We start from the raw sequence: 20330 nt of genomic DNA, 5'->3' as shown, positions 1-20330 counted from the left end.
CATCAGGAAGGAGACCCCAGATGGCCAGCACGCCGCGCGGGAAATACTACGAGGATTTCGAAGTGGGCGAGGTATTCGAGACGCCGCGCCGCACGGTGACCAATACCGACATCGTCAATTTCGCCTGCCTTTCGGGCGATTTCAACGAGGTCCACACCAACTGGGAATACGCCAAGCAGACGCCCTTCGGCGAACCGATCGCCCATGCGCCGCTGATCTACGCGATCATGGGCGGGCTGAACTACGCGGCCGGCGTCAATGACGGCACGCTGCTTGCGGTGATCGGCATCGACGAATGGCGCATGCTGAAGCCGGTGCTGCATGGCGACACCGTGCACATGCGCTCCACCGTGCTGGAAAAGCGCGAGACCTCGAAGCCCGGACGCGGCATCGTCAAGGTCAAGCGCGACTTCATGAACCAGCGCGGCGAGGTGGTGCAGACGATGATGGCCACCTTCATGTACAAGTGCCGACCGCAGGACTGACCGGGATGGAAGACATGGCAGAGACCCCGCAGGACGAGCTGCTCTTCGAGGTGGAGAACGGCGTCGCCACGATCACGATCAACAGGCCCGACAAGCGCAATTCCTTCCATGACGACATGGTGCGCCAGTGGGTCGCCTGGCTGGAGGAATGCAAGGACCGCGAGGACGTGAAGGCGATCGTCTTCACCGGCGCGGGCAGCAAGTCCTTCTCGGCCGGGGGCGACACCTCGCGGTTCAAGGACAAGGCGGAACAGACGCCGCTGATGGCCAAGGAGGGCATGACCCGCAACACCCAGTCGCTCGCGCGCAAGGTCGCCGAGATCGACAAGCCGTTGATCGCCGCGATCAACGGCATGGCGGTGGGCGGCGGGCTCGACGTGGCGCTGATGTGCGACGTGCGGCTGATGTCGGCCTCCGCCCGCGTCGCCGAGACCTATGCCAAGATGGGGCTGATCCCCGGGGTCGGCGGCGCCTGGTTCCTGCCGCGCATCGTCGGCGAGGCCGCCGCGCTCGACATGTTCTGGACCTCGCGCTGGGTCGATGCCGAAGAGGCGCTGTCGCTGGGCCTCGTCAACCGGGTCTTCCCCGAGGAGAGCTTCGCCGAAGAGGTCCGCGCCTATGCCGAGCAGATCGCCGGGGCCGCGCCCCTCTCGGTGCGCTTCATCAAGCGCATGGTGCGCAGCGCCCGCGACACCGACCTGCTGAACCATCTCGACGCGCTCAGCTCGCATATCGCGCTGGTGCGCACCTCCGAGGACCACAAGGAGGCGGTCGCCGCCTTCAAGGACAAGCGCAAGCCGGTCTTCAAGGGCCGCTGATCCCCGGCCGCGCGCCTCCCTTCACTCATGCGCGCGCCCGGGCCTCCGCCCGTGAGTTCCCGCCGGGCGGAGCCCATGGCGGGGGGCCTCCACCGGCCTCCCGCCCGACATTTCCCATTGCCGCGGCGCCTGCCGCCGCCCCTCTGCCGGAGACCTCCCCATGGATGCATTCATCTGCGACGCCGTCCGCACCCCGATCGGCCGCTACGGCGGCGCGCTCTCCTCGATCCGCGCCGACGACCTGGCCGCGCTGCCGATCAAGGCGCTGGCCGAGCGCCACCCGGATGTCGACTGGTCGGCGCTCGACGAGGTGGTCTTCGGCTCGGCCAACCAGGCCGGCGAGGACAACCGCAACGTGGCGCGCAGATGGCCCAGCACGTCGAGCGACAGGGTCGACAGCGGCATCCTGAGCCCGGTGAACTCGATCCGGGCGGCGGCGGAACCGGGCAGGCGCTTGCCGCGCATCTGGCCGTTCAGATCGGCGCAGGCGGCGCGCAGGGAGGCGGTCTCGATCTCCATCTCAGCGCACCAGCTGGGGCCGGATGCGCAGCCGCGGGCGCTGCGACGGGGCGAGATGGCGGTTGAGGCGGCGGTTGGCCAGCCCGAAGGCGGCGATGACGCAAAGGGTCACGATCACGAAATACCCCGCAACGATCGGATAGGGAATGAACGGGTTGAAGGTCTTGTCGGCGAAGTAGTTGGCATAGTAGAGCGCGTCGCCCTGCTGCTGCCAGGCCGGGAAGCCCGAGAAGAAGACCAGCGTCGTGGCATGGAAGAGGAAGATCGCCTCGTTGGTGTAGGCGGGCCAGCCGAGCCGCAGCATGGTCGGGAAGGTCACCCGGCGGAATTTCTGGCCCGGGCTCATGCCATAGGCATCCGCCGCCTCCAGATCGCCCTTGGGGATGGACCTGAGCGCGCCCGAGAAGATCTCGGCGGCATAGGCGGAGGTGTTGAGGAACAGGACGATCAGCGCCCCGGCCCAGGCCTTGGTCAGCCAGCGCGTGTCGGCGGTCAGCTCGACGATTCCGAGGTTGATCGGGATGCCGTCGCGGGGCAGGAGCACGAAGGCCTGGTAGGCGATGAAGAACTGGATGAAGAGCGGGCTGCCGCGGAAGACGAAGATGAACCATTCGGCGGGCTTCCTCGCCAGCAGATGGTCCGAGTTCTTGCCCATGGCCAGCGCCACCGCGAACCAGAAGCCGAAGAACAGTGCCAGCAGCCCGAAATAGACGTTCCAGATCAGCCCCGAGCCGATCAGCACGAACTGGTCGCAAAGCGTGAAATCGCTGCGCGGCAAGAGCCTTTCGCCGATGCCGATCGCGCGCAGCCCATAGGCCTGGATGGTTTCCACGCAGCTCATGCGGCGGCCTTTCTCAGTTTCTCGCCCGCCGCCGTGGCCTGTCCGTGGCTCAGCCGCCTTGCGAGCCGTGCGAAGACGCGCTCGGACACCGAAGTCAGCAGGAGGTAGAAGACCAGCAGCGCGAGGAAGTACCAGATGCGCCAGTCGGGATGCGGATAGGCGAAGGTCGAGGTCTTCGAGCCGCCGAGTTCGCGCGCCCAGTAGACGATGTCCTCGACGCCCAGCAGGAACAGGAGCGGCGTCGCCTTGACCAGGATCTGCCACAGGTTCGACAGGCCGGGCAGGGCATAGACCCACATCTGCGGCACCATGATCCGCCAGAAGGCCTGGCCATGCGTCATGCCATAGGCCTCGGCGGTCTCCATCTGCGCGCGCGGCACCGCCTTCATCGCGCCCGACAGCACATTGGCCGCGAAGGCGCCGAAGACGATGGCGAAGGCGAGGACCGCGAGCGCGAAACCGTAGCTTTCATGGATCCATTGCGGGGCGGAACTCTGCGGCAGCTTGGCGGCGGCGCAGACCACGAAATCGTTGCCCTGCCGCACCGGCTGGTCCCAGTCCGGGCAGATCGTCTTGTGGCGCAGCCATTCGAAGAGCTGGTCCAGCGCGATCGGCACGAAGAGGAAGAAGATGATGTCCGGGACGCCGCGGACCATCGAGGTATAGGCGGTTCCGATCCAGCGGACCGGGGCGATCCGCGCCCGCGAGGCCATGGCGCCCGCGAAGCCGAAGGCCAGAGCCGCGGGGGCGGTGACCGCGAGCAGCAGCAGGACGGTGCCGAAGGACCAGTAGAAGGCGATATGCTTGCCCGTGGTCAGGTAGCAGGCCATCCAGTGCAGGTCGCCGAGGGCGGAAGGGTCTGAGCAGAACTCGAACATGCGCGGAAGGCAGCGCCCGGGTCAGCCCCGGGCACCGCGTCGCTCTCAGAAATTCGGATCGACTTCCGGGAACCACTTGGCGAGCAGTTCGGCCATCTTGCCGTCCTCCTTCATCGCGGTCAGCGCGGCGTCGATCTTTTCCTTCAGCTCGGCGTCGCTCTCGCGCATGCCGATGCCCATGCCGTCGCCCAGCACCACGTCCTCGCCGAGGAAGGACAGGTCGGCGTCCTCGTCGACGATCGGCTGCAGGAAGGCCTTGTCGGCGAAGACGGCATCGACCTCGCCGTTGCGGACCGCGGCGACGGCCTCGTCAGGGGTGGCGAATTCCACCAGCGTCGCGCCGGTTTCGGCGACATGCGAGGCCTGGATCGTGCCGGTCTGCGCGGCGATCACGGCCGAGGCGACGTCGACCTCGCCCATCGAGGCATAGGCGGAGGGGTCGGCCGGGAAATACGGGACCGAGAAGTCGATCACCTCGTCGCGCTCGTCGGTGATCGACATGCCCGCGACGATGGTGTCGTAGTTGCCGGAAACCAGGTTCGGGATGATGCTGTCCCAGTCATTGGTGACCCATTCGCAGGTCAGCTCGGCGCGGGCGCAGACCTCGTTGCCGATGTCGATGTCGTAGCCGTCGACCTCGTTGGCGTCGTTGATGAAGTTGTACGGAGGATAGGCGCCCTCGGTGCCCATCCGCACCACTTCCTGCGCCAGGGCGGATGTGGCGGTCAGGGCCAGGGCCGCGGCGGCCGGAAGAAGGTAGTTCATCGAAGTCTCCCTGGGTTCTGATTTTCTCGGGTCAGGCGGCGGTGGCCGCCAGGAATTGCTGGAGCCGCTCGGATTTCGGCGCGGAGAACAGCTCGGCGGGCGGTCCCTGCTCCTCGATGCGGCCCTGGTGCAGGAACACGACATGGTCGGAGATGTCGCGCGCCATGCGCATGTCATGGGTGACCAGCATCATGGTGCGGCCTTCCTCGGCGAGGCTGCGGATCACCTTGACGACCTCCTGTTCCAGCTCGGGATCGAGCGCCGAGGTCGGTTCGTCGAAGAGGAGCGCCTTGGGCTGCATGGCCAGCGCCCGGGCGATCGCGGCGCGCTGCTGCTGGCCGCCGGACATCTGGGCCGGGTAGACATCGCATTTGTCGCCGATGCCGACGCGCTCGAGCAGGGCGCGGGCACGCGCCTCGACCTCGGCGCGGTCCTCGTTCAGCACGGTCAGCGGGCATTCCATCACGTTCTGCAGGATGGTCATGTGGGCCCAGAGATTGAACTGCTGGAACACCATGCTGAGGCTGGTGCGGACGCGGCGGACCTGCTTCGCATCGGCCGGGCGGCGCGCGGCGCCCGTGCCTTTCCAGGCGATCGGCTCGCCGTCGAAGAGGATCTCGCCCTGCTGGCTGTCCTCCAGGAGGTTGCAGCAGCGCAGCAGCGTCGATTTCCCGGAGCCCGAAGAGCCGATCAGCGACACGACATGGCCGCGTTCGGCCTTGATCGACACGCCCTTGAGCACCTCCAGCGGCCCGTAGGCCTTGTCAGTTCCCTGATCTCGATGACGGGCGTCTGTGCCACGCTCTGTCCCCCATGCCTCCGGATCATTTACGTCAGCCTTGCAAGCATTGCGCAAGGCCTAGCGTAGCGACACCGGCGGAATTTGCGGGCATCTGCCCGTCTGCCGGGCAGATGCGGAACGGCCCCGCCCCGTCCGGGCTCAGCCGGCGGCCCTGCGGCGGCTGAGGAGTCCGAGCATCGCCAGCCCGCCTGCTGCCAGCGGCAGCCCGGCCGGAAGCGGCACGGCGGCATCGACGCTGTAATAGACCGTCCCGTTCCAGACGCGCGGGACGAAGATCCCGCCGAAGGCATACTCGATGCCGATGCCCTCGTAGATCGTCAGGTCGGCATTCGAGGCCGCCACGTTGCCGGCCGCGGTGCCGTTGTTGTAGGAGAAGTTCGGATTGGCCGTCGCGGTCAGGTAGAACGAATAGACCGTGCCTGCCGCGAAAGTCACGTCGGAGACGTCGAAGGCGGTCGGCGCGTCCTCGGCCAGGCTGGTCAGGGTCGTGGAAGTGACGAAGGTCCAGTCGCCCGGAGCGGCCTCCGACCCTGCATAGCTGCCGGTCTTGTAGTAGAATTCCACCGTCGTGGTGCCGGTTTCGAGGTTCAGGTCGAAGCTTTCGAGCGTAAGGTCCTGCCCGCCGACGAGAATGTCGAACATGACGCCGTCCTGGCTGTTGCCGCCGACGTAGCCGGTGCTGAGGGACGCGGCCTGCAGCTCCAGCGGAAGCAGAGCCAGCGCGAGGGGGGCAAGGGAAAGGGGTCGGAACACGGGAAATCCTTCAAGGAAATTAACACATGTTAATACGTTAACTTCATCTTTCGTTTGGCATCAAGAGTTTCGCTGGCCGGACCTCCTGGCTGCGTCGGTGTGTCCGGGGTGCGGCCGGGGTCAGATCCGGCGTTCGACCCGCTGGCGCGCCAGCGCGCTGTCGCGGTCGTTCACGCCTAGGAAATTGGCGACCATGCGCAGGAGCGAATCCTCCTCGTCGTCGCGGTCGCCATCGGCCAGCACGACTTCCCAGAGCGCCTCGATCACCGTCTCGCGGTCCTCGTAGGGGACGCTGTCCTTGATCGCGCGGGTGAAGCGCACGGTGTCGGGGGCCTGGCGTTCCAGCTCTTCCGCCTCGCGGCGCAGCTTGGCGGCCTCGAAGGGCGAAAGCCCGTGCTTGCGCGCCAGGACCTTGTCGATCCGCGCGATCTCCACATCGGCGTAATCGCCGTCGGAGCGCGCCACGCGCACCAGGAGCGCCGCCAGCGCCAGGCGGGCATCGGGATCCGGCAGGCGCGCCGGGGCGGGGTCGAGAAGGGATTTGAGAAGATCTCCGAACATGACGGGGATTTAGGGTGCCTTGCATGTCCCGCCAAGACACATTTCGGAGACGGGGTCGTTCACGTCGCCGCAGCACGGGCGAGGAGCCGCTCAAGCTGGGCCGCCGAGGGCACGCCGAGGACCAGCGTGCGGCCGACCGCCAGGGCCGGGGTGCCGGGAATGGCGAAGACATGTGCCAGCGCCCGCGACCGGCGCAGCTGCGCCTCGACCTCGGGGCCTTCCGCAGCTGCAGGGGTAATGGCGAGGCGCTTACGGACCGGGGCCACGGCTGCAAGCGGCTGCATGCATTGCTGCGCCGGGAGCGGCCGACGGCCAACCACGAGCGCACCTGCCGGCTCCCCCGGCCGATAGCTTGCAGGTTCGGACCAGGACGCGCCGCGAACGGCCCCGAAGAGACCGGGTTCCGCTGGCGGTGCCGGATCATCCAGTGCTGAGGCGGTCGCTGGATGTCGCCAGCGACCCGCTGGCGGATTTCCGGAAATTCCGGGTTCTCAACATCGTCGATGATTTCAGCCGTGTCTGAACCGGCCAGACCGCCGACGTGTCGATCTCCGGAGCGCGGCTGCGCGGGTCCTGGACGACCTGGCTCCCAGAACCGGGCTGCCGCGGGAAATCGTGCCCGAGCTGCCAATGGCTGCGCCAGCGGTCCGAGCGGCCATTGGCGACGGACCGGAGGGCACCGGCAAGGCCATGTTCGGCTGATCGGAACGGACCGGCGTGCAGACTTCGCCGAGCCCGGCAAGCCGGTCCAGAACGCCTTCGCCGAGAGCGTCGACGGCAAGGTCCGCGACGGATGCCTCGATCTGCACTGGTTCCGGTCGCTCCGGCATATCCGTGGCGAGATCGGCGGGTGGCGGGACCACTGCAATCTCGAGCGCCCGCGTTCCGCGCTCGGAAACCTGTCACCGGCACAGTACATGATGGAAACCGCCGCAGCGTCCCCGAGACTCTTGCGGTCTCGCCGCCGCTCACCCCCAGCCGGAGGATTGCAGGTCAGACCGGCCCGGCTAACGTAGAGGCACCAGTAAAGGCGCAACCGACCGCAACCAATACCTGCTCATCGACTGCCACAACAGCCTGATGTCTTTTTCGGATTCAGTGGTGAGCCGTACAGGATTCGAACCTGTGACCCACTGATTAAAAGTCAGTTGCTCTACCAACTGAGCTAACGGCCCACTCTGTGTTCGGGCTCTCTAAAGTTACCGGCAGATCCCGTCAAGCACGTTCGTGACGGTTTTGCGAAAAACTCGCAAAGCTTGCGTAACGTCACCGCAAATCACGGCAAACGCGGCCGGAATCCCGGACGAAGCGGAGGCTCGACAGCAGCCGCCCTGGCCGCCTAGGGTGACGCATTCCGTTTGCGCATTGCGAGGCCGCCATGGACAGCCCCCCGACCGATCCGGAACTCGACGCCGCGCTGCGGGCCAACCCGGCGCTCGGCGATGCCGACCGCGCCACGCTGGCCGGGGCGCTCGCCGCGCTCGAAGACCACTGGCCCCAGATCGTCGGGGCGGGTCACCCCGGCCATGTCGCGGCCCAGAACCACCGTATAGGGCCCGGCCCGCCCGGTCAGCACCAGCACCCGGTCCAGCGCCTCGCCGCGGATCGTCTCGACATCCCCGGCCACCCGCCAGATCACCGGCGCCGCGGGCAGGACCGCATTGGCGGCGACCACGCGGTTGCCCTCGTAGACCGCCACCACCATGTTCGCCGCGGCGAAGCGGCGGGCGAGATCGGAGACGGTCTCGGCGAAGGCTTCCGGCTCGTTGGCCGCCGCCATCTCCTGGACCAGCGCCATCTGCGCGGCCAGACCCGCCTGGATATCCGCCGTCACCGCCTGGCGCGCGGTATAGAGCACCGCCACCCCCGACAGGAACAGCACGCCGCAGAAGGCCGCGATGCCGTAGAGCGCGCCGCGGAAGGCCGCGCCCGAGGTCAGGCCCGACGTCAGGCTGTTGCGCAGCCCGGCGGCCGCCCTAGCGCGGGCCATGCATCACATAGCCGTAATTGCGCACGGTATGGATCAGCGGGCAGTCGAAGGGCTTGTCCACCTTGGCGCGAAGGCGGCTGACATGGGTTTCCACCACCGTCGTGCCCGGCTCGAAATTGATGTTCCACACCCGGTCGAGCAGCATCGAGCGGGTCACCACCCGCCCGGCATTGCGCATCAAGAGCTCCAAGAGCTGGTATTCGCGGGCATGGAGCTCGATCTCCTGCCCGGCCCGCATCGCCGAATGCGCCATCAGGTCCAACGTCAGGTCATGTACCTTCAGCACCGTCTCGGGCGCGGCCCCGCCCTTGCGGCGGCCGAGCGCCTCGACCCGCGCCAGCAGCTCGGCGAAATGGAACGGCTTGCCGAGATAGTCGTCGGCACCGGCCTTGAAGCCCTCCACCCGCTGGTCGACCTGGTCGAGCGCGGTCAGGAACAGCACCGGCATCGCCTTGCCCGCCGCGCGCAGCGCCTTGACCAGCGACAGCCCGTCGAGCCCGGGCAGCATCCGGTCGATCACCGCCACGTCGGGATCGGCATCGAGGCAATGCGCCAGCGCGTCCTTGCCGTCGCCGAACCGGTCGACCGCATGGCCCTCCTGCGCCAGCCCCTCGGCGACGAATTGCGCGATCCTCGCGTCGTCCTCGACCAGCAGAATCTTCATTCCGGCTCCTTTGCGGGCTGTGATCCCCAATCTAGGCAGCCGCGCCGGAATGGCCAGAGCGATCCAGATCAAGACGCCGGGGGCGCCCGGATGCTAGGCTCGGGAGGCCCTGCCTGCCCGGAGACCCGCCATGCCGCCCTTTCCCGCCCTGCTCGCCGCCCTGTCGCTCGCCCTGCCGCTGGCTCTGCAGGATTGCGGCGGCGAGACCGGGCTGGCGCTGGGGATGACCTCGCGCGAACGGGTGGCGCTGACCGCGACCGCCCCCCCTAGATTTGCGCAACAACGCCCCCGCCACGCTCACGAGCTACCGCCGCGAGATGCGCTACATCACAGACAAGAACGCCGACAAGCCGGTCTCGGGCCTGACCCGCGCCGACGTCCGCGCCGCGCACGCCAAGCTCGCCGACACGCCTCGCAAGGCCGACTGGCGCGTGCAGATGATTTCCAAGCTCTGGAACTATGCGGTCGAGAAACAGGACTGGCCGCTGGGACCGAACCCCGCGAAGGGGATCGACCTCTACGGCACCCGGAACCCGTTCGAGCCCTGGCCGGAGTGGATGGTCGATGCCCTAGAAGACGCGCCCGCCCGCGTGCGCACCCTGTCGAGGCTGATCCTCGGCCGAGGCGAACGTCCAGGCGCCGCGGTGATGGCCCGCTGGGACCATTTCCGGGGTGAATGGATGACCGTCACCGACGAGAAAACAGACACCACCTACGAGGTATTCTGCCCGCCGAACCTGTCCGAATACCTCGGCACGATCCCGCGATCAGGCGCCTATGTCCTGGCGAAGAACCTGACCGAGCCGACCGGCTATGATGCGATCGAAAAGGAATTCAGGGCGTGGCGGAAGACACTGGGCCACGAGGCAAAGCCATTCGTGCTGCACGGATTGCGCAAGCTCGCGATCGTCCGCCTGGCCGAGGCCGGATGCAGCGACGCCGAGATCCAGGCGATCACCAATCAGACGCCGGAGACCATCGCCTACTACCGATCCCGTGCGAACCGCAAAATCATGTCGCGCAACGCGCACCGGCGCGGAACGAACAGAGAATGAACGAACCGTGAAACTAGGACACGGTTCTGGGACACGCAGGCACAGAGAAGGCCGCCAACATAGCTCGAAGACCACATAAGTCATTGAAACTGGGCTGGTACCCGAGGTCGGACTCGAACCGACATGACCGCAAGGCCGGGGGATTTTGAATCCAATGTTTATCACAAAATATCAATATCTTACCCGAAAAATGTCTAATGGACAAACCGGAAACGAATCGGGAAAGTTACACAGGGAAAATCGAGGCCCATGAAACCGTGAGACAGGAAGCGACGATGCAGCTCAATCGCGAAATGGCCGAGAAGATCCTCGCAGCCTTCGATGACCCGGAGGTTGCTGAAATGAACGGCGCCGAGCTTCAGGTGCGCGTCACCGAGGGTAGCTGGGACGGCGCCGTCTACTTCGAGGACCGAAAGGCTGGCATATGGAAAGGCAAGCTCGTCGGACGGGCCTACAATTCTTGCGACGAGGTGAGCCGGTGACCCCCACCCCATCTCCAACGAAACCCGCGTCCTCGCCAAGGATCAGCCGGAATACGAGCCGCTGCACATCTGCGACCAAGCATTCGGTCACGGTGGCAATGCCGTGGTCAGTCTGTGGCAGCCGACCGAGGAGGAGCCGCAGCGATAATGGCTGTCGATACAGAGCTTCGCGCATACGGCTGTGCCGATAAAGGTGTGGACGGGCGCGCCGAGAACGAGCGCTGACACGCAGCTTTGCGCAGTTTGCAGCCTCCCGGGCGCCCGCCACCTACTGGCGCTTCCGGCCCAAAGCCGACGCTCCGCAACATTCTCAGCACTGGTATGTCTGCAATAGAAAAACCTTGCACTTCACCCCAGACTTCCTGTCGGATGAGATGGAATATCTTGGCCTCTTGCTTTCAGAGACGAAGGTACCCCAAGTCGGACGCAAGATGTTCTGAAACATTTTTAGAAACGGAAGGTTGGAGCAAGATGCTCTCAGAAAAAGTCATTCGGATAATGCGTAAGAAAGAACTGTCCATTGAGCCTGGCATGACAGAGACACAGGCTTGGAATGCCGTCTACGCTCACGACAAGCAGAACCGCAAGCCACGGCCATCGATCAATATCTGCTTTACAGGCTTCACGGCATCCGCGGCATCGAAAATGCGAGAACTAGCTACAACCAATGGTTTTGGAGTTAATTCAAGTGTCGTCAAGGCGACCACTCACCTTTGCTGCGGTTCCAACGCGGGCCCTAAAAAGGTTGAGGCAGCGAGATCAAGAGGCTTGAAGATCCTTAGCTACGAAGAGTTTCAGTACATGATAGAAACAGGCGAGTTGCTTTGAAGCCAGGGCAATCAACTAGTTGCACCGCCATATTCGGCCCTTTGCGGACATTAGCCGTTGCCTGATGCGACAGTGAAGCACCCCCCAAAGCGGTCGTTAAATTTTCGCGCGCAGCCACCTTGGTATCAAAGCAATACTGAAGAATTTTGGGCGGTCAGTTCTTCAGGTAGTCCATGGTGGCTGCACCATCGCCCCGCTTGTTGGTTTGGCCATTCACAACGGCATCGTTCATGCCTGGTAGGTCATTCGCCCATCCCCATATGGAGGCCGCACCCGTGCAAAAGCGAGCAGCGGCCATCCCGATTTCTTTGCCCCACTTGCCGCCAGACCTGTGGCAAGTTTCGTAAAGGTCTTTGTAGGAGATGGTTTCATTGGCTCGGTGCTTCGCCGCAATTGTGCTCAGCAGTTTTCCCGCGTCAAAGCCCTGAGCTTCAATATACTCTTCGCAGTTTGCGGATAGTAGCGCTTTGCCTTGAGCGACCTTTTCAGGCTTAGCCGTGTCCAGAGCTTTCTCGATGCGAGACTGATGCTCTTTTAACTCGGGGAATGTTTTACCCATGGTCTCTACTCCTTTCACATGGCCGACACCACATCCTTATCGGGTCCTGCCAGACCGGCCAAGAGACCAAAACTTCTTGGACATTCCCAAGGTATGAACGCAGAGCATCAAAGCACCAATCTCAAATAATCCGCTGTAGCTAGCCGACGCGAACGGCCCCTACCGGACCTTGGAAGGGACGATCAACGCTGCGATGCAGCTTCCCCTAAGCGGTCGTTCATGTTCTGGCGAAGCATATGCTGGGAGGCCAAGGTCCGCAGTGCCGACGAAGGTGTCATTGGCAGAATTGTCGCCTTGGGCAACATGTTCAGTTTCTATGATTTGTGCAATTTGCCGAGAGCGGGATTAGGGCAAGAGTATGTCAGATCGCGAGCTTTCGCCCAACCATGGATGAACTGACGAAGTTCCTCGCTTCGTTGCTGCGGCTGCGCTTTGCCGTCACGTATGGCGACGGTCGCTTCGTGCCCGACGAGCCAAGGGAGCAAACCTAAACTGTCGAAGTTCTCGCCTGCATCAAAATGACCTGGATTTAGCCATTGCACGAAAATGTCAAACTCATTCCCAACGACGTAATCGAGCGTATTACGCACTATCTCGGTGTATTGGATTGAGCACAAGATAATGCGACAGTCCTGCTGTTCGAGAATTTCTCCAGCGTAGAGTTGACGCTCTTCAGGTGATCCGCTGATCAAAAAAACCTCAACACACTCCCCGCCGTAGAGGGTTAGAGTTCGAGGGTTCTTGCCTGTGCGCACCGTCGCATTGAACAACGTATTCCACGTAGTCGATTTACCTGAGTTCCGGTTACCGAGAACTCCAACGAAAAGGCGATCGATCAAAGCACCCTCCTGATCTTGACGGTCGCTACATAAAGACAATCACGAGCCTTGCGCAAATCCTGAATTTTGTGTCCGTAGATCAAGGTCGGCTATTCGACCTGTTGCGTTAAATTGGTAGGTTGGGCTCAGTACCGACCATCGCTACGCCGCAGGGCCAAGTAGCGGATCGCCTGTCGCGCTGCGTCGCTCCCGGCCCTTAGCGGATCTTGCCAATGTGAACAATCGCTGCGGTGCAGCTTTCAGAGAGCGGACATCTACAGCCTCAGGCTTTCGGCGTGACCCCGCCCTTTTTCAGAAGTGCTGCCCCGATTCGGAAGAGGTCGGGCATATCGTAGCGCCCGTCTGGACGACTTGTGATGACTCCCATCTTAGTTAGGCGATCGGCGAGCTCAGGCTCTCTACCAGACAGATCAGATTTCCGGGATGAAGCGATGGGCACTGGAGGGAGGGCATTCTCTTTTCGCGCAATTTTCACAGCGGCTTCCACCGTGGAAGCCTCTGTCCATGCGTCAAAGAAGACCTGCGGCTCTGCCGGCACCCGTAGACCCGCGAGCGGTTGAAGAACCCGCTTGATCCAAGGGTATTCCGTGTTGAGCTGCTCGATGCGGACTTTTGAAGCTTCCCGGAGCCCATCGCGGATCGTTTGCGGCAGAAGGATGAGGGCGCCTGCATCTCGGGATTGGGACCGGTCCGCGGCATTCTGCATCAGGATGAGAAAGCTGCGTGGCGTCACATCTCCGAGGCCATCTGCCAGATGGTTATACGGCCAATCGAAGGTTTTTCCCTTTCGCGGTCCTGCGCCCATGAAGTTGCCCGCCATGGCCTCGAAAGTCTTTTCTTGCTGGGTCTCATTGCTGGACAGCTTCCAGGTCCGAAGCTCTTCTTGTTTTTCCGGCGGCTTGCCCAAGCCACGGGCCTCGAGGAAACGACCGAAGGGCTCCGCCGCCTCTTCGTCAAAAGCCAATCTCGCAAACATCAGCCCGTAGAGATCCGCCTGCCCCCACCCGAGTTTGGCCGCTCCGCTGCGCAGCTTCGGCAGTTCCACAAATCGTAGCGTGAGCTCGCTCAACTGGTCCGGTCTCATGAAGAGCTTGGCGCGGATCGCATTGAATCCGCGCAACTCCCAAACCGAGCGCATCAGCGCGTCAATGAGCCCGCTAAGCCGTCCCCAATCCTCCGAGATTGCATCAAGCGCGTCAAAGACGATGAGGAGAGTCTCGCCCCGGTTGGTAAGTTCGTCATCAACCTCCGCCATGGCATCGGCCCAATCCTGGGGATCCGCGAAACGGTCAAGCATGTCCGTGGGGGGGTGCTTCTGATCAGGCTCGGTCACTTTGAGCGCCGCGCCTGCTATGATGGCTTGCCAGAAGGGGTCTGCGGTCGTCTTCTCCTGCCCTTGGGGCACCAGTTCGTCGATGACGGCCTTGGGCACGCCCGCGCGGCCCACGCCGCCAAATCCGATCTCGACCCGGAGCCTGTCGAGTTCCAGGCGCGGGTAGAGATCGGCGGCGAGCTGCCTGGTGTCCTGGTTATAAAGCACGCTCGCCCAGAAGCTCTTACCCGCCCCGCGCGCGCCGAGAACAAGCGTGGTCGCGGGATCGAGCGCTTTGCTGTGGGCCGTGGGCGCGAAGACGTCCCGCAGCTTGGCCTTGTCCGCTCCGACAATTGTCGTCGACGCGCTGGGGTCAAACCGAGCGATGGCCTCGCGGATCGCGGAGATATCCTCCGGTTTGGGGCGGCGGGATCTTTTGCGAATGGTCATTTGCCCAATTCCATCTGATCATCGAACCAATCCAGAAGCCCCCCGAACGTCGAGCGCACGAGCTGCTCATCGAGTTGGACGCGGTTCTCAACCGGATTAAAGCTGCGGTAGCGCTCATCGTTAAGGATGCGTAGGAGCGGCACCGATTCCTTGGGCATGGGGGTCGGAGCGTCAGTGTCCGCCCAGACCAACTCGAGATCGTCCGGCCCGAGCTTTTCGGGCTTTGCAAGCGGCCCCTCCTCCATACTCCAAAGCGCGTTAAAACGCTCCTGAGCAATCTCCGCGTCCCCGGGATCCGCTTTGGCCTGCACGAACCAAGCGTTCTCCTCCCACTTCGTTCCGCCCGGGATACGTTCGCGGATGTGAGCTAGAAGGAAGGCATAGCCTTGGAAGGTCTGCGGCTCATTGATGCCAAAAAGGAGCACTTTCGCTCCGAGCCCAAGGACCGGGGCCGCCGTCGTTTCATGCAGGCCTGCGCGGCCGTCGATCAACACAACATCATAGTCGCCGGTAGCCTCAAAGCTACTGAGCATTTCTTGCAGTTGGCCGCGAAGGGGCAAGGGGGTGCCTTCGCGCATGTCTTCGAGGCTCGCCCGGGCGATCTTGGCAAGCGCATCGGCGGGGTGTGCCAGGGTTTGGCTACCAAAGGCGGGCACGACCGAAATTCCATCCAAAAGGGAAGACCTGCCAATGCAATCGGCGCGGAACGTGCCATCAGTCCCGGAAAGCCCGTTTTCGACGAGCCAATCTACGACACCATACGTGGGCAGTTCGTCTGGCTTCAAGAGTGTCGCGCCGAGCCCTGGAGCTTCGAGGTCGAGATCCACGGTGAGCACCCGCAAACCCGTTCTGGCCAGATGCGTCGCCGCAATTGAAAGAGCCGTGGAACGGCCAACACCGCCCTTGATGCTGATAAACGCAATCCGGGGGATCGCGCCTGGCTCGAGCACGGGACGCGCCATCCAATCTGCACCGACAATCCGGCGGTCGAGAAGTCGGAGGTTCACTCCCTCAATCTTCAGAACGGGTGCGGTTTGGGCCTCCGCGACGATCCGGGAGACGCCAGCCTCGTCGCGTCCACGCACGGGGTCTTCGGGGCGGGCATATGGGCCAAGACGCTTGGCGACCGCACTATTCAGACCGTCGAGATCTGCTCCGGAGATGTCCATTATCACGCCAAGGCGGCCTTCAAAGTCCCGGATCACGATAGGTTCTGCGGCGGCCAGATCTCCAGGATATGCAGCTTTCAGACTGGCCACGAACTGAGGAAGGCTGGTATCGAAACGAATTGGGTTTCTCATAGCAATTCAGCCCGAGCTACTTCTGCATCCGAGCGCCATTTTTCCAAGGTTGCATTGTCCGGGCGCTTGCCATCGCTATATCGGATATCGATAGCCCAGCCTTCCATAAAATGTTGATCGGCAAACCGCGCGAGCTGCGATGCCCCGCGCCCAGCAATCGCGTCGCGGAGTTTGGCTTTGAGTGAAGGGAAGTGAGCGTATACAGGCCCATCTTTGCTGTCGGTGGTCCAAGGAATACTGCGGAACGAAGCCTTGATCGCGCACTCTGCGGAAATCCCATAGAGATAACCCGCGGTCGTGCGGTCAGGTGCTGCTGCGTTCCTGTTTCGCTCAGCAGCTTCCCAATTGCGATGGGCGGCCTTGGTCATGTTGGGCGTGAATTGGCTCATGGACATTCCGTAGCCTCTGGCGCGCCGGTTGCCAAGCCTCGTGCTGCGGGCGCATTGATCTTAAAGACCCCAAAAGCAGAAGTTTGAAAGCAGACGCAGCGAAGGACCGCTCCCCGCCCTTCTTAACCGATGCTGCAGTAGGTGCGTCCGGCTGCAAAGGGCTGAGTGCGGGCGTGGTAGCCTGACCTATGGCCGCACCCCGCCGTTCCGGCGGGCCTCCCGAGGGTCAATCGCCTAATGGGGCCTAAACTACCCCACTCGGAGGCAATCTTCATGCGCTGGCTCTCAGCCCTACTCACCGTTCTCACCCTGCTTTCCGGCTGCGTACAGCCGACTCCCCCGGTGACCGACGCGACCCGAGCCCCGTACCCAGGCAGCGCCGAGTTCGCCGGATGGGCTGCCGCCTCTGACGGATGCGGCAACAAGCGTGCTGAAATCCTGCGCATCAGTTCGTCCGCGCCGGTGACCTATGACCGTCTCGGGAGCAGCTGCACGGTAGATACCGGTCGCTGGCTCGATCCGTACACGGGAAAAGCCTTCACGGATGACGACGACATCGACATCGACCATGTCATTCCGAAGAAATGGGCTTGGGAACACGGCGCTTGGAGCTGGTCCCCGGAGATGCGCGAGCGCTTCGCGAACGACAACCAGAACCTGCTCGCTGTCGAGGACTCGGCGAACCGCAGCAAGAGCGACCGCGGGCCCGACGAATGGATGCCTCCTCTGGCCTCCTACGGCTGCACCTACATCAACCTGTTCGTCTCGCTGGTGGCCAAGTACGATTTGCAGCTGTCACCCTCGGAAGACCGGGAGTACGATCGGCTCCAGGAGGAAAGCTGCCGGGACAGCACACCGCTGATCTGAACCTGTTCCGTCCTCTTTCGTGACGGCGGAGGCTTGGCGTGCTCGCGACCTACGCTTTCCGGTAATGGGGCATTACCGGACACGCGCTCCCGCCAGCTGCCGCGGCGGTTTCAACCGTCGCCCTGCCCCAGCGGCCGCAGGATAACGGTGTCAGGTCAAGGTGCGGACATTTTTCGAATTGCGCATTGCGGCCTCAATATGATCAAGCATCTGTCTAAAATCTCGAAGAACCACTGCAAGACCCCGGCCAAGACTGATTTCTCTTGACCGTCCCGATTGCGCCCCCACCTTATGCTTAAGTATTTAATATTCTGGAGAAAGAAATGAAGTCGTTTAGCACATTGGCTTTTGCCGTATTATCTCTTTCACCGTTGACTGTGAATGCAGCTACCGTACATAGCCAGCCCTCGCCCGCAACACCGTCAGGAATTGTATCATTTGTTGATTGCAATCCTGTATCTGCGTCCCTGGGACAAACGCCTCAAGCAAGCGGGACGCAAACGAAGTCTTGCTCTGACAATGGAGTCACAGGACGTTCAAGCACGTCTTTTGATACCGTTAAGACTTTCGTAGAGGTTTCCGGAACTTCGCCATCTACCGAGTCGTTCAGCGGATATAGACAGTCCGGACACATCACAGACAGCATCTTAATTACTCCTTCAGATCCATCAAAAGTAGGAAGCTCTGGACAAGTTGCAATCACGATGCATTACGACGGCACAATGGCCGGAGATGTAGGATTTGAAATTGGTTCGTCTTATTATATCAACAATTTCAATGGGACAGTCACAAGGAACTATGTGCCAGAACTTTTTTCTAATATCGACATATTTGATGCAGGCGGCAATCTAGATTCGAGCTTTGGGCTAGGCGCCCCCAGTACCACCGGACGCTTTGGATACGGAACCACAACGACTGAGGAATTCTATATAGTTGGATACTCGACAGCTGTGTTCGATGTAACCATTGGGGATTACCTAACCTATGAATGGGTATTTTCAGTTTTGGGTTTCAATCTATTCGGCACCGGTGGTATCGCTGATTTTGAAAATACGGCCTTGCTAAACAGCTTCTCTCTATTTGACGATTCAGGAAATGAAATCGCTGCTACATTCACGTCGTCGTCTGGTGAAGTGGTTGCTTTGCAGACAACAAGCCCATCAGCGATCCCGCTTCCCGCTGGGTTGCCTTTGCTTCTGGGTGGCTTAGCAGCATTTGGCTTGATCCGTAAAAGCCGAGCGGCGACATAACTGCTCTCTCCGCCGCACGCCGAGCAGCGGAGGCGCGCCACGACCGCGGACCGGTCGAACCGCGTTACGTCCGGTACGGGCACCCGGCCCCAGTGGCCGCAGCGGCAGAGAGCGTGGAGATAGTGGGGCATGACGACTCGCAGAACAGATGGCGAACACCATGGCACTTCCGCCGCCGGAGGTCATCCCCCTGCGGTCGCCCACCATTCGGCCGCCGCCGCATCCAGCTCGGCCTCCTGCGCCTCGCTCAGCCGGTCCATCAGCCCGTTGAGCCGCCGCATCACCGTCGAAGCATGCACGCCATGCTCCCGCGCGACCGCGCGCAGCGACATCTCCCCCACCGTGTGCGCCGCGTACCAGGCAAGCGTCTCGCCGTCCCAGGCCGCAACCTCCGTCAGCCGGTAGCCCGTGCCCCAGACCGTTTCGATCGCCCAGGCCCTGCCGGTCAGCTTCGCCCGCAGCTTGCAGACCGACACGTCGATCATCTTGAGCGACGGCGCCTCGTCGATCCGGCCCCAATAGGCCCGCCGCAGCAGCGTGTCCTTCAGAACCACTTTTCCCAAGTCCGCGTGGAGCGCCGCGAAGACCCGCGCCTCGATGGGCGCGATCCCGAATTCCTGCCGCCAGCGCACGTGGTCTTCCGGGGCGCCGGTCAGGAACTCGATCTCCTCCGAGCGATCCTCCCGCTCCGCATGGCCGCCGCCGATCTCGATCAGCGCGTCGAGGATCACCTTCAGCACCTGCTTGGCCGAGCGTGCGGGCCAGCCCCGCTCCTTCTCGAGCTTCTCGACCGGCATGTTCTCCGCCAGCAGGTCATGCAGGATGCCGTGCAGCGACGGCGCCAGGCGGTAGCGCTCGGGCGCCATCAGGTAGCGCTGCGCGGTCAGCAGCTGGCGCTCGGTCACCTGCCATTTCCGCGCCATCTCGACGAGACGGTCCATCCCGCTCACCAGAACGCCACCAGCGCGGCCGCGCTGGTGCCCGTGGCCCGCACCTTGCGCGCCCTGAGCGGATAGATCATCCCCGCCTGGACGTTCTGCAGCACCAGCACCTCGCCCTCGGGCGCCTCGGCCAACTCCACCGCGAGGCTGCCCCCCACCCCGACATAGAGCGCCCGCGACCAGGTCGCGAGCTCGTCCGCATCGCTGGGCACCACCGCCATGCCGCCCGAAGCCGGGCTGGTCAGCCCTGCGGCATGTGTCCTGAACTTGTCGCTCATCCTGCTCTCCTGTCAGTAGCCGCGCGCGGCGGCCTGCACATGCATCCAGTCGTAGTTCCGGTCCCGCCCGAGGCTGGTCCAGCCCTCTGCCTCCCAGGCGCGCCAGAACGGCTCTGCGTCGGGCTGCGCGAGGCGGGCCGTCCGCTTGTCGGCGCGCAGGGCGTTGCGCACCGGGTCGAAGTCGATGGCGATGCCCCAGCTATGCAGGGAATAGCGGTCGGCGCCGCGCATCTTCCGCGGGGCGTAATCGCCGCCGAAGATGTCGAGCCCGAGGTCGCGGATCTCTGCCCCGGTGTAGCTCGCCGCGATGCGCCCCAGCGCGCGGGCGGCGCTCTCCGCGGCTTTCTCGTGGATCCACAGGAAGGAGCGCGTCGCCGAGCTGTCCCAGGCCAGCCGCATGACCCACGGGACCGGCACCTGCACCAGCGGCGGCCGGTAGCCGCCCTGCCGTCCGGCCAGCCCGTAGAAGGCGACCAGCTCCTGCTGCCCTCGGCTCTCGACCGGGAACGGCTCGGGCTGCGCGGCGTCGACCAGGAGGGCGCCTTCGGCATCGACCTCGACCCAGGCGCGGATCCCGGGCTCGGCTTCGGCAATGCGCGCGAGCCGCGCTTCGGTGGCCGCGAGGGCCGTGAGCCGCCCCGACGCGATCGCGTCGCGGGTGGCAATCGCCCCGGGGGGCCTGTCGTCAGATGTCATGGAGCAG

24 protein-coding genes, 1 tRNA gene and 2 pseudogenes are annotated in these 20330 nt (G+C 63.3%); 9 read left to right on the top strand and 18 right to left on the bottom strand.

From position 1 onward, the window contains the following. Window positions 1–20: 20 nt before the first annotated feature. From C7T91_RS18170 to C7T91_RS18160, 3 genes and pseudogenes are all read left to right on the top strand, one after another. The gene (locus tag C7T91_RS18170; protein ID WP_108260475.1) at window positions 21–485 is read left to right on the top strand and encodes a MaoC/PaaZ C-terminal domain-containing protein; all 465 of its coding nucleotides are present in this window, start codon (window positions 21–23) and stop codon (window positions 483–485) included. Window positions 486–499: 14 nt separating this feature from the next. Further along, on the top strand, window positions 500–1303 hold the full coding sequence (locus tag C7T91_RS18165; RefSeq protein ID WP_236638313.1) for an enoyl-CoA hydratase/isomerase family protein: 804 nt from the start codon (window positions 500–502) through the stop codon (window positions 1301–1303). A gap of 160 nt (window positions 1304–1463) precedes the next feature. Continuing rightward, a pseudogene (locus tag C7T91_RS18160) lies at window positions 1464–1667 on the top strand (thiolase family protein); the annotation flags it as partial. A 156-nt stretch (window positions 1668–1823) separates the two neighbouring features. Here the strand turns inward: C7T91_RS18160 and C7T91_RS18155 are convergent. The 7 genes and pseudogenes from C7T91_RS18155 to C7T91_RS18125 all read right to left on the bottom strand — a co-directional run bounded on the left by C7T91_RS18155 (window position 1824) and on the right by C7T91_RS18125 (window position 6706). Next, window positions 1824–2663, bottom strand: coding sequence for an ABC transporter permease (locus tag C7T91_RS18155; protein WP_108260473.1), 840 nt, complete (start codon window positions 2661–2663; stop codon window positions 1824–1826). Continuing rightward, window positions 2660–3541: an ABC transporter permease gene (locus tag C7T91_RS18150; protein WP_108260472.1), complete on the bottom strand. Its 882-nt coding sequence runs from the start codon at window positions 3539–3541 to the stop codon at window positions 2660–2662. Before C7T91_RS18150 ends, C7T91_RS18155 begins: the two co-directional genes overlap by 4 nt. 45 nt (window positions 3542–3586) lie before the next feature. Beyond that, window positions 3587–4306 carry a transporter substrate-binding domain-containing protein gene (locus C7T91_RS18145; RefSeq protein ID WP_108260471.1) on the bottom strand — a complete coding sequence of 240 codons (720 nt, stop codon included), beginning with the start codon at window positions 4304–4306 and terminating at the stop codon, window positions 3587–3589. Window positions 4307–4337: 31 nt separating this feature from the next. Continuing rightward, window positions 4338–5134 (bottom strand): annotated as a pseudogene (locus C7T91_RS18140) (ABC transporter ATP-binding protein). Window positions 5135–5246: 112 nt separating this feature from the next. Then, entirely contained in the window at window positions 5247–5861 is a 615-nt protein-coding gene (locus tag C7T91_RS18135; protein ID WP_108260470.1) for a VPLPA-CTERM sorting domain-containing protein, read from the bottom strand. Window positions 5862–5981: 120 nt separating this feature from the next. After that, complete coding sequence (locus tag C7T91_RS18130; protein ID WP_108260469.1) at window positions 5982–6422, bottom strand: tellurite resistance TerB family protein; 441 nt, start codon at window positions 6420–6422, stop codon at window positions 5982–5984. Between the two features lie 59 nt (window positions 6423–6481). Further along, window positions 6482–6706, bottom strand: coding sequence for a thioredoxin domain-containing protein (locus tag C7T91_RS18125; RefSeq protein WP_108260468.1), 225 nt, complete (start codon window positions 6704–6706; stop codon window positions 6482–6484). A 219-nt stretch (window positions 6707–6925) separates the two neighbouring features. Here C7T91_RS18125 and C7T91_RS39655 point away from each other — a divergent pair, with 219 nt between their 5' ends. Beyond that, the gene (locus C7T91_RS39655) at window positions 6926–7438 is read left to right on the top strand and encodes an integrase core domain-containing protein (protein ID WP_407943316.1); all 513 of its coding nucleotides are present in this window, start codon (window positions 6926–6928) and stop codon (window positions 7436–7438) included. A gap of 83 nt (window positions 7439–7521) precedes the next feature. Here the strand turns inward: C7T91_RS39655 and C7T91_RS18115 are convergent. From C7T91_RS18115 to C7T91_RS18105, 3 genes are all read right to left on the bottom strand, one after another. Then, window positions 7522–7597 (bottom strand) — tRNA-Lys (locus tag C7T91_RS18115). 164 nt (window positions 7598–7761) lie between these two features. Further along, entirely contained in the window at window positions 7762–8412 is a 651-nt protein-coding gene (locus C7T91_RS18110; protein WP_108260466.1) for a hypothetical protein, read from the bottom strand. After that, window positions 8399–9076, bottom strand: coding sequence for a response regulator (locus tag C7T91_RS18105; RefSeq protein ID WP_108260465.1), 678 nt, complete (start codon window positions 9074–9076; stop codon window positions 8399–8401). The genes C7T91_RS18110 and C7T91_RS18105 overlap by 14 nt, the downstream gene beginning before the upstream one ends. A 317-nt stretch (window positions 9077–9393) precedes the next feature. Between C7T91_RS18105 and C7T91_RS18100 the strand changes: the two genes are divergently transcribed. The 3 genes from C7T91_RS18100 to C7T91_RS18090 all read left to right on the top strand — a co-directional run bounded on the left by C7T91_RS18100 (window position 9394) and on the right by C7T91_RS18090 (window position 11441). Continuing rightward, window positions 9394–10131: a tyrosine-type recombinase/integrase gene (locus C7T91_RS18100; protein ID WP_145962934.1), complete on the top strand. Its 738-nt coding sequence runs from the start codon at window positions 9394–9396 to the stop codon at window positions 10129–10131. 197 nt (window positions 10132–10328) lie between these two features. Continuing rightward, complete coding sequence (locus C7T91_RS18095; RefSeq protein WP_145962933.1) at window positions 10329–10613, top strand: hypothetical protein; 285 nt, start codon at window positions 10329–10331, stop codon at window positions 10611–10613. Between the two features lie 471 nt (window positions 10614–11084). Continuing rightward, a complete protein-coding gene (locus C7T91_RS18090) occupies window positions 11085–11441 on the top strand; it encodes a BRCT domain-containing protein (protein ID WP_161555980.1) in 357 nt (118 codons plus the stop codon). A gap of 154 nt (window positions 11442–11595) precedes the next feature. Here C7T91_RS18090 and C7T91_RS31715 read toward each other — a convergent pair whose 3' ends face one another. The 5 genes from C7T91_RS31715 to C7T91_RS31710 all read right to left on the bottom strand — a co-directional run bounded on the left by C7T91_RS31715 (window position 11596) and on the right by C7T91_RS31710 (window position 16291). After that, window positions 11596–12000, bottom strand: coding sequence for a hypothetical protein (locus tag C7T91_RS31715; RefSeq protein WP_145962932.1), 405 nt, complete (start codon window positions 11998–12000; stop codon window positions 11596–11598). A gap of 314 nt (window positions 12001–12314) precedes the next feature. Continuing rightward, window positions 12315–12839 carry a hypothetical protein gene (locus tag C7T91_RS18085; RefSeq protein ID WP_108260461.1) on the bottom strand — a complete coding sequence of 175 codons (525 nt, stop codon included), beginning with the start codon at window positions 12837–12839 and terminating at the stop codon, window positions 12315–12317. A 262-nt stretch (window positions 12840–13101) separates the two neighbouring features. Continuing rightward, complete coding sequence (locus C7T91_RS18080; RefSeq protein ID WP_108260460.1) at window positions 13102–14601, bottom strand: hypothetical protein; 1500 nt, start codon at window positions 14599–14601, stop codon at window positions 13102–13104. After that, window positions 14598–15902 (bottom strand): KGGVGR-motif variant AAA ATPase, encoded by a 1305-nt coding sequence (locus C7T91_RS18075; RefSeq protein WP_108260459.1) that lies wholly within the window; start codon window positions 15900–15902, stop codon window positions 14598–14600. Before C7T91_RS18075 ends, C7T91_RS18080 begins: the two co-directional genes overlap by 4 nt. Next, window positions 15899–16291, bottom strand: a complete 393-nt coding sequence (locus C7T91_RS31710; RefSeq protein WP_145962931.1) for a hypothetical protein — start codon at window positions 16289–16291, stop codon at window positions 15899–15901. Before C7T91_RS31710 ends, C7T91_RS18075 begins: the two co-directional genes overlap by 4 nt. 273 nt (window positions 16292–16564) lie before the next feature. Here C7T91_RS31710 and C7T91_RS18070 point away from each other — a divergent pair, with 273 nt between their 5' ends. Further along, window positions 16565–17158, top strand: coding sequence for an HNH endonuclease family protein (locus C7T91_RS18070; RefSeq protein ID WP_161555978.1), 594 nt, complete (start codon window positions 16565–16567; stop codon window positions 17156–17158). Between the two features lie 323 nt (window positions 17159–17481). Continuing rightward, a complete protein-coding gene (locus C7T91_RS18065; RefSeq protein ID WP_108260457.1) occupies window positions 17482–18408 on the top strand; it encodes a VPLPA-CTERM sorting domain-containing protein in 927 nt (308 codons plus the stop codon). 182 nt (window positions 18409–18590) lie between these two features. Here C7T91_RS18065 and C7T91_RS18060 read toward each other — a convergent pair whose 3' ends face one another. From C7T91_RS18060 to C7T91_RS18050, 3 genes are read right to left on the bottom strand one after another with little or no spacing between them, the layout of a single operon-like run. Beyond that, on the bottom strand, window positions 18591–19349 hold the full coding sequence (locus C7T91_RS18060) for a winged helix-turn-helix domain-containing protein (RefSeq protein ID WP_161555976.1): 759 nt from the start codon (window positions 19347–19349) through the stop codon (window positions 18591–18593). A 5-nt stretch (window positions 19350–19354) separates the two neighbouring features. Continuing rightward, a complete protein-coding gene (locus C7T91_RS18055) occupies window positions 19355–19627 on the bottom strand; it encodes a spike base protein, RCAP_Rcc01079 family (RefSeq protein WP_108260456.1) in 273 nt (90 codons plus the stop codon). 12 nt (window positions 19628–19639) lie between these two features. Next, on the bottom strand, window positions 19640–20323 hold the full coding sequence (locus C7T91_RS18050) for a M15 family metallopeptidase (RefSeq protein ID WP_108260455.1): 684 nt from the start codon (window positions 20321–20323) through the stop codon (window positions 19640–19642). Window positions 20324–20330 lie beyond the last annotated feature (7 nt).

It is taken from the genome of Mangrovicoccus ximenensis, from assembly GCF_003056725.1.
Lineage (GTDB): Bacteria > Pseudomonadota > Alphaproteobacteria > Rhodobacterales > Rhodobacteraceae > Mangrovicoccus > Mangrovicoccus ximenensis.
Note: the sequence above shows the minus strand (reverse complement) of the source record. Positions and strands in the feature narration are given on the sequence as shown.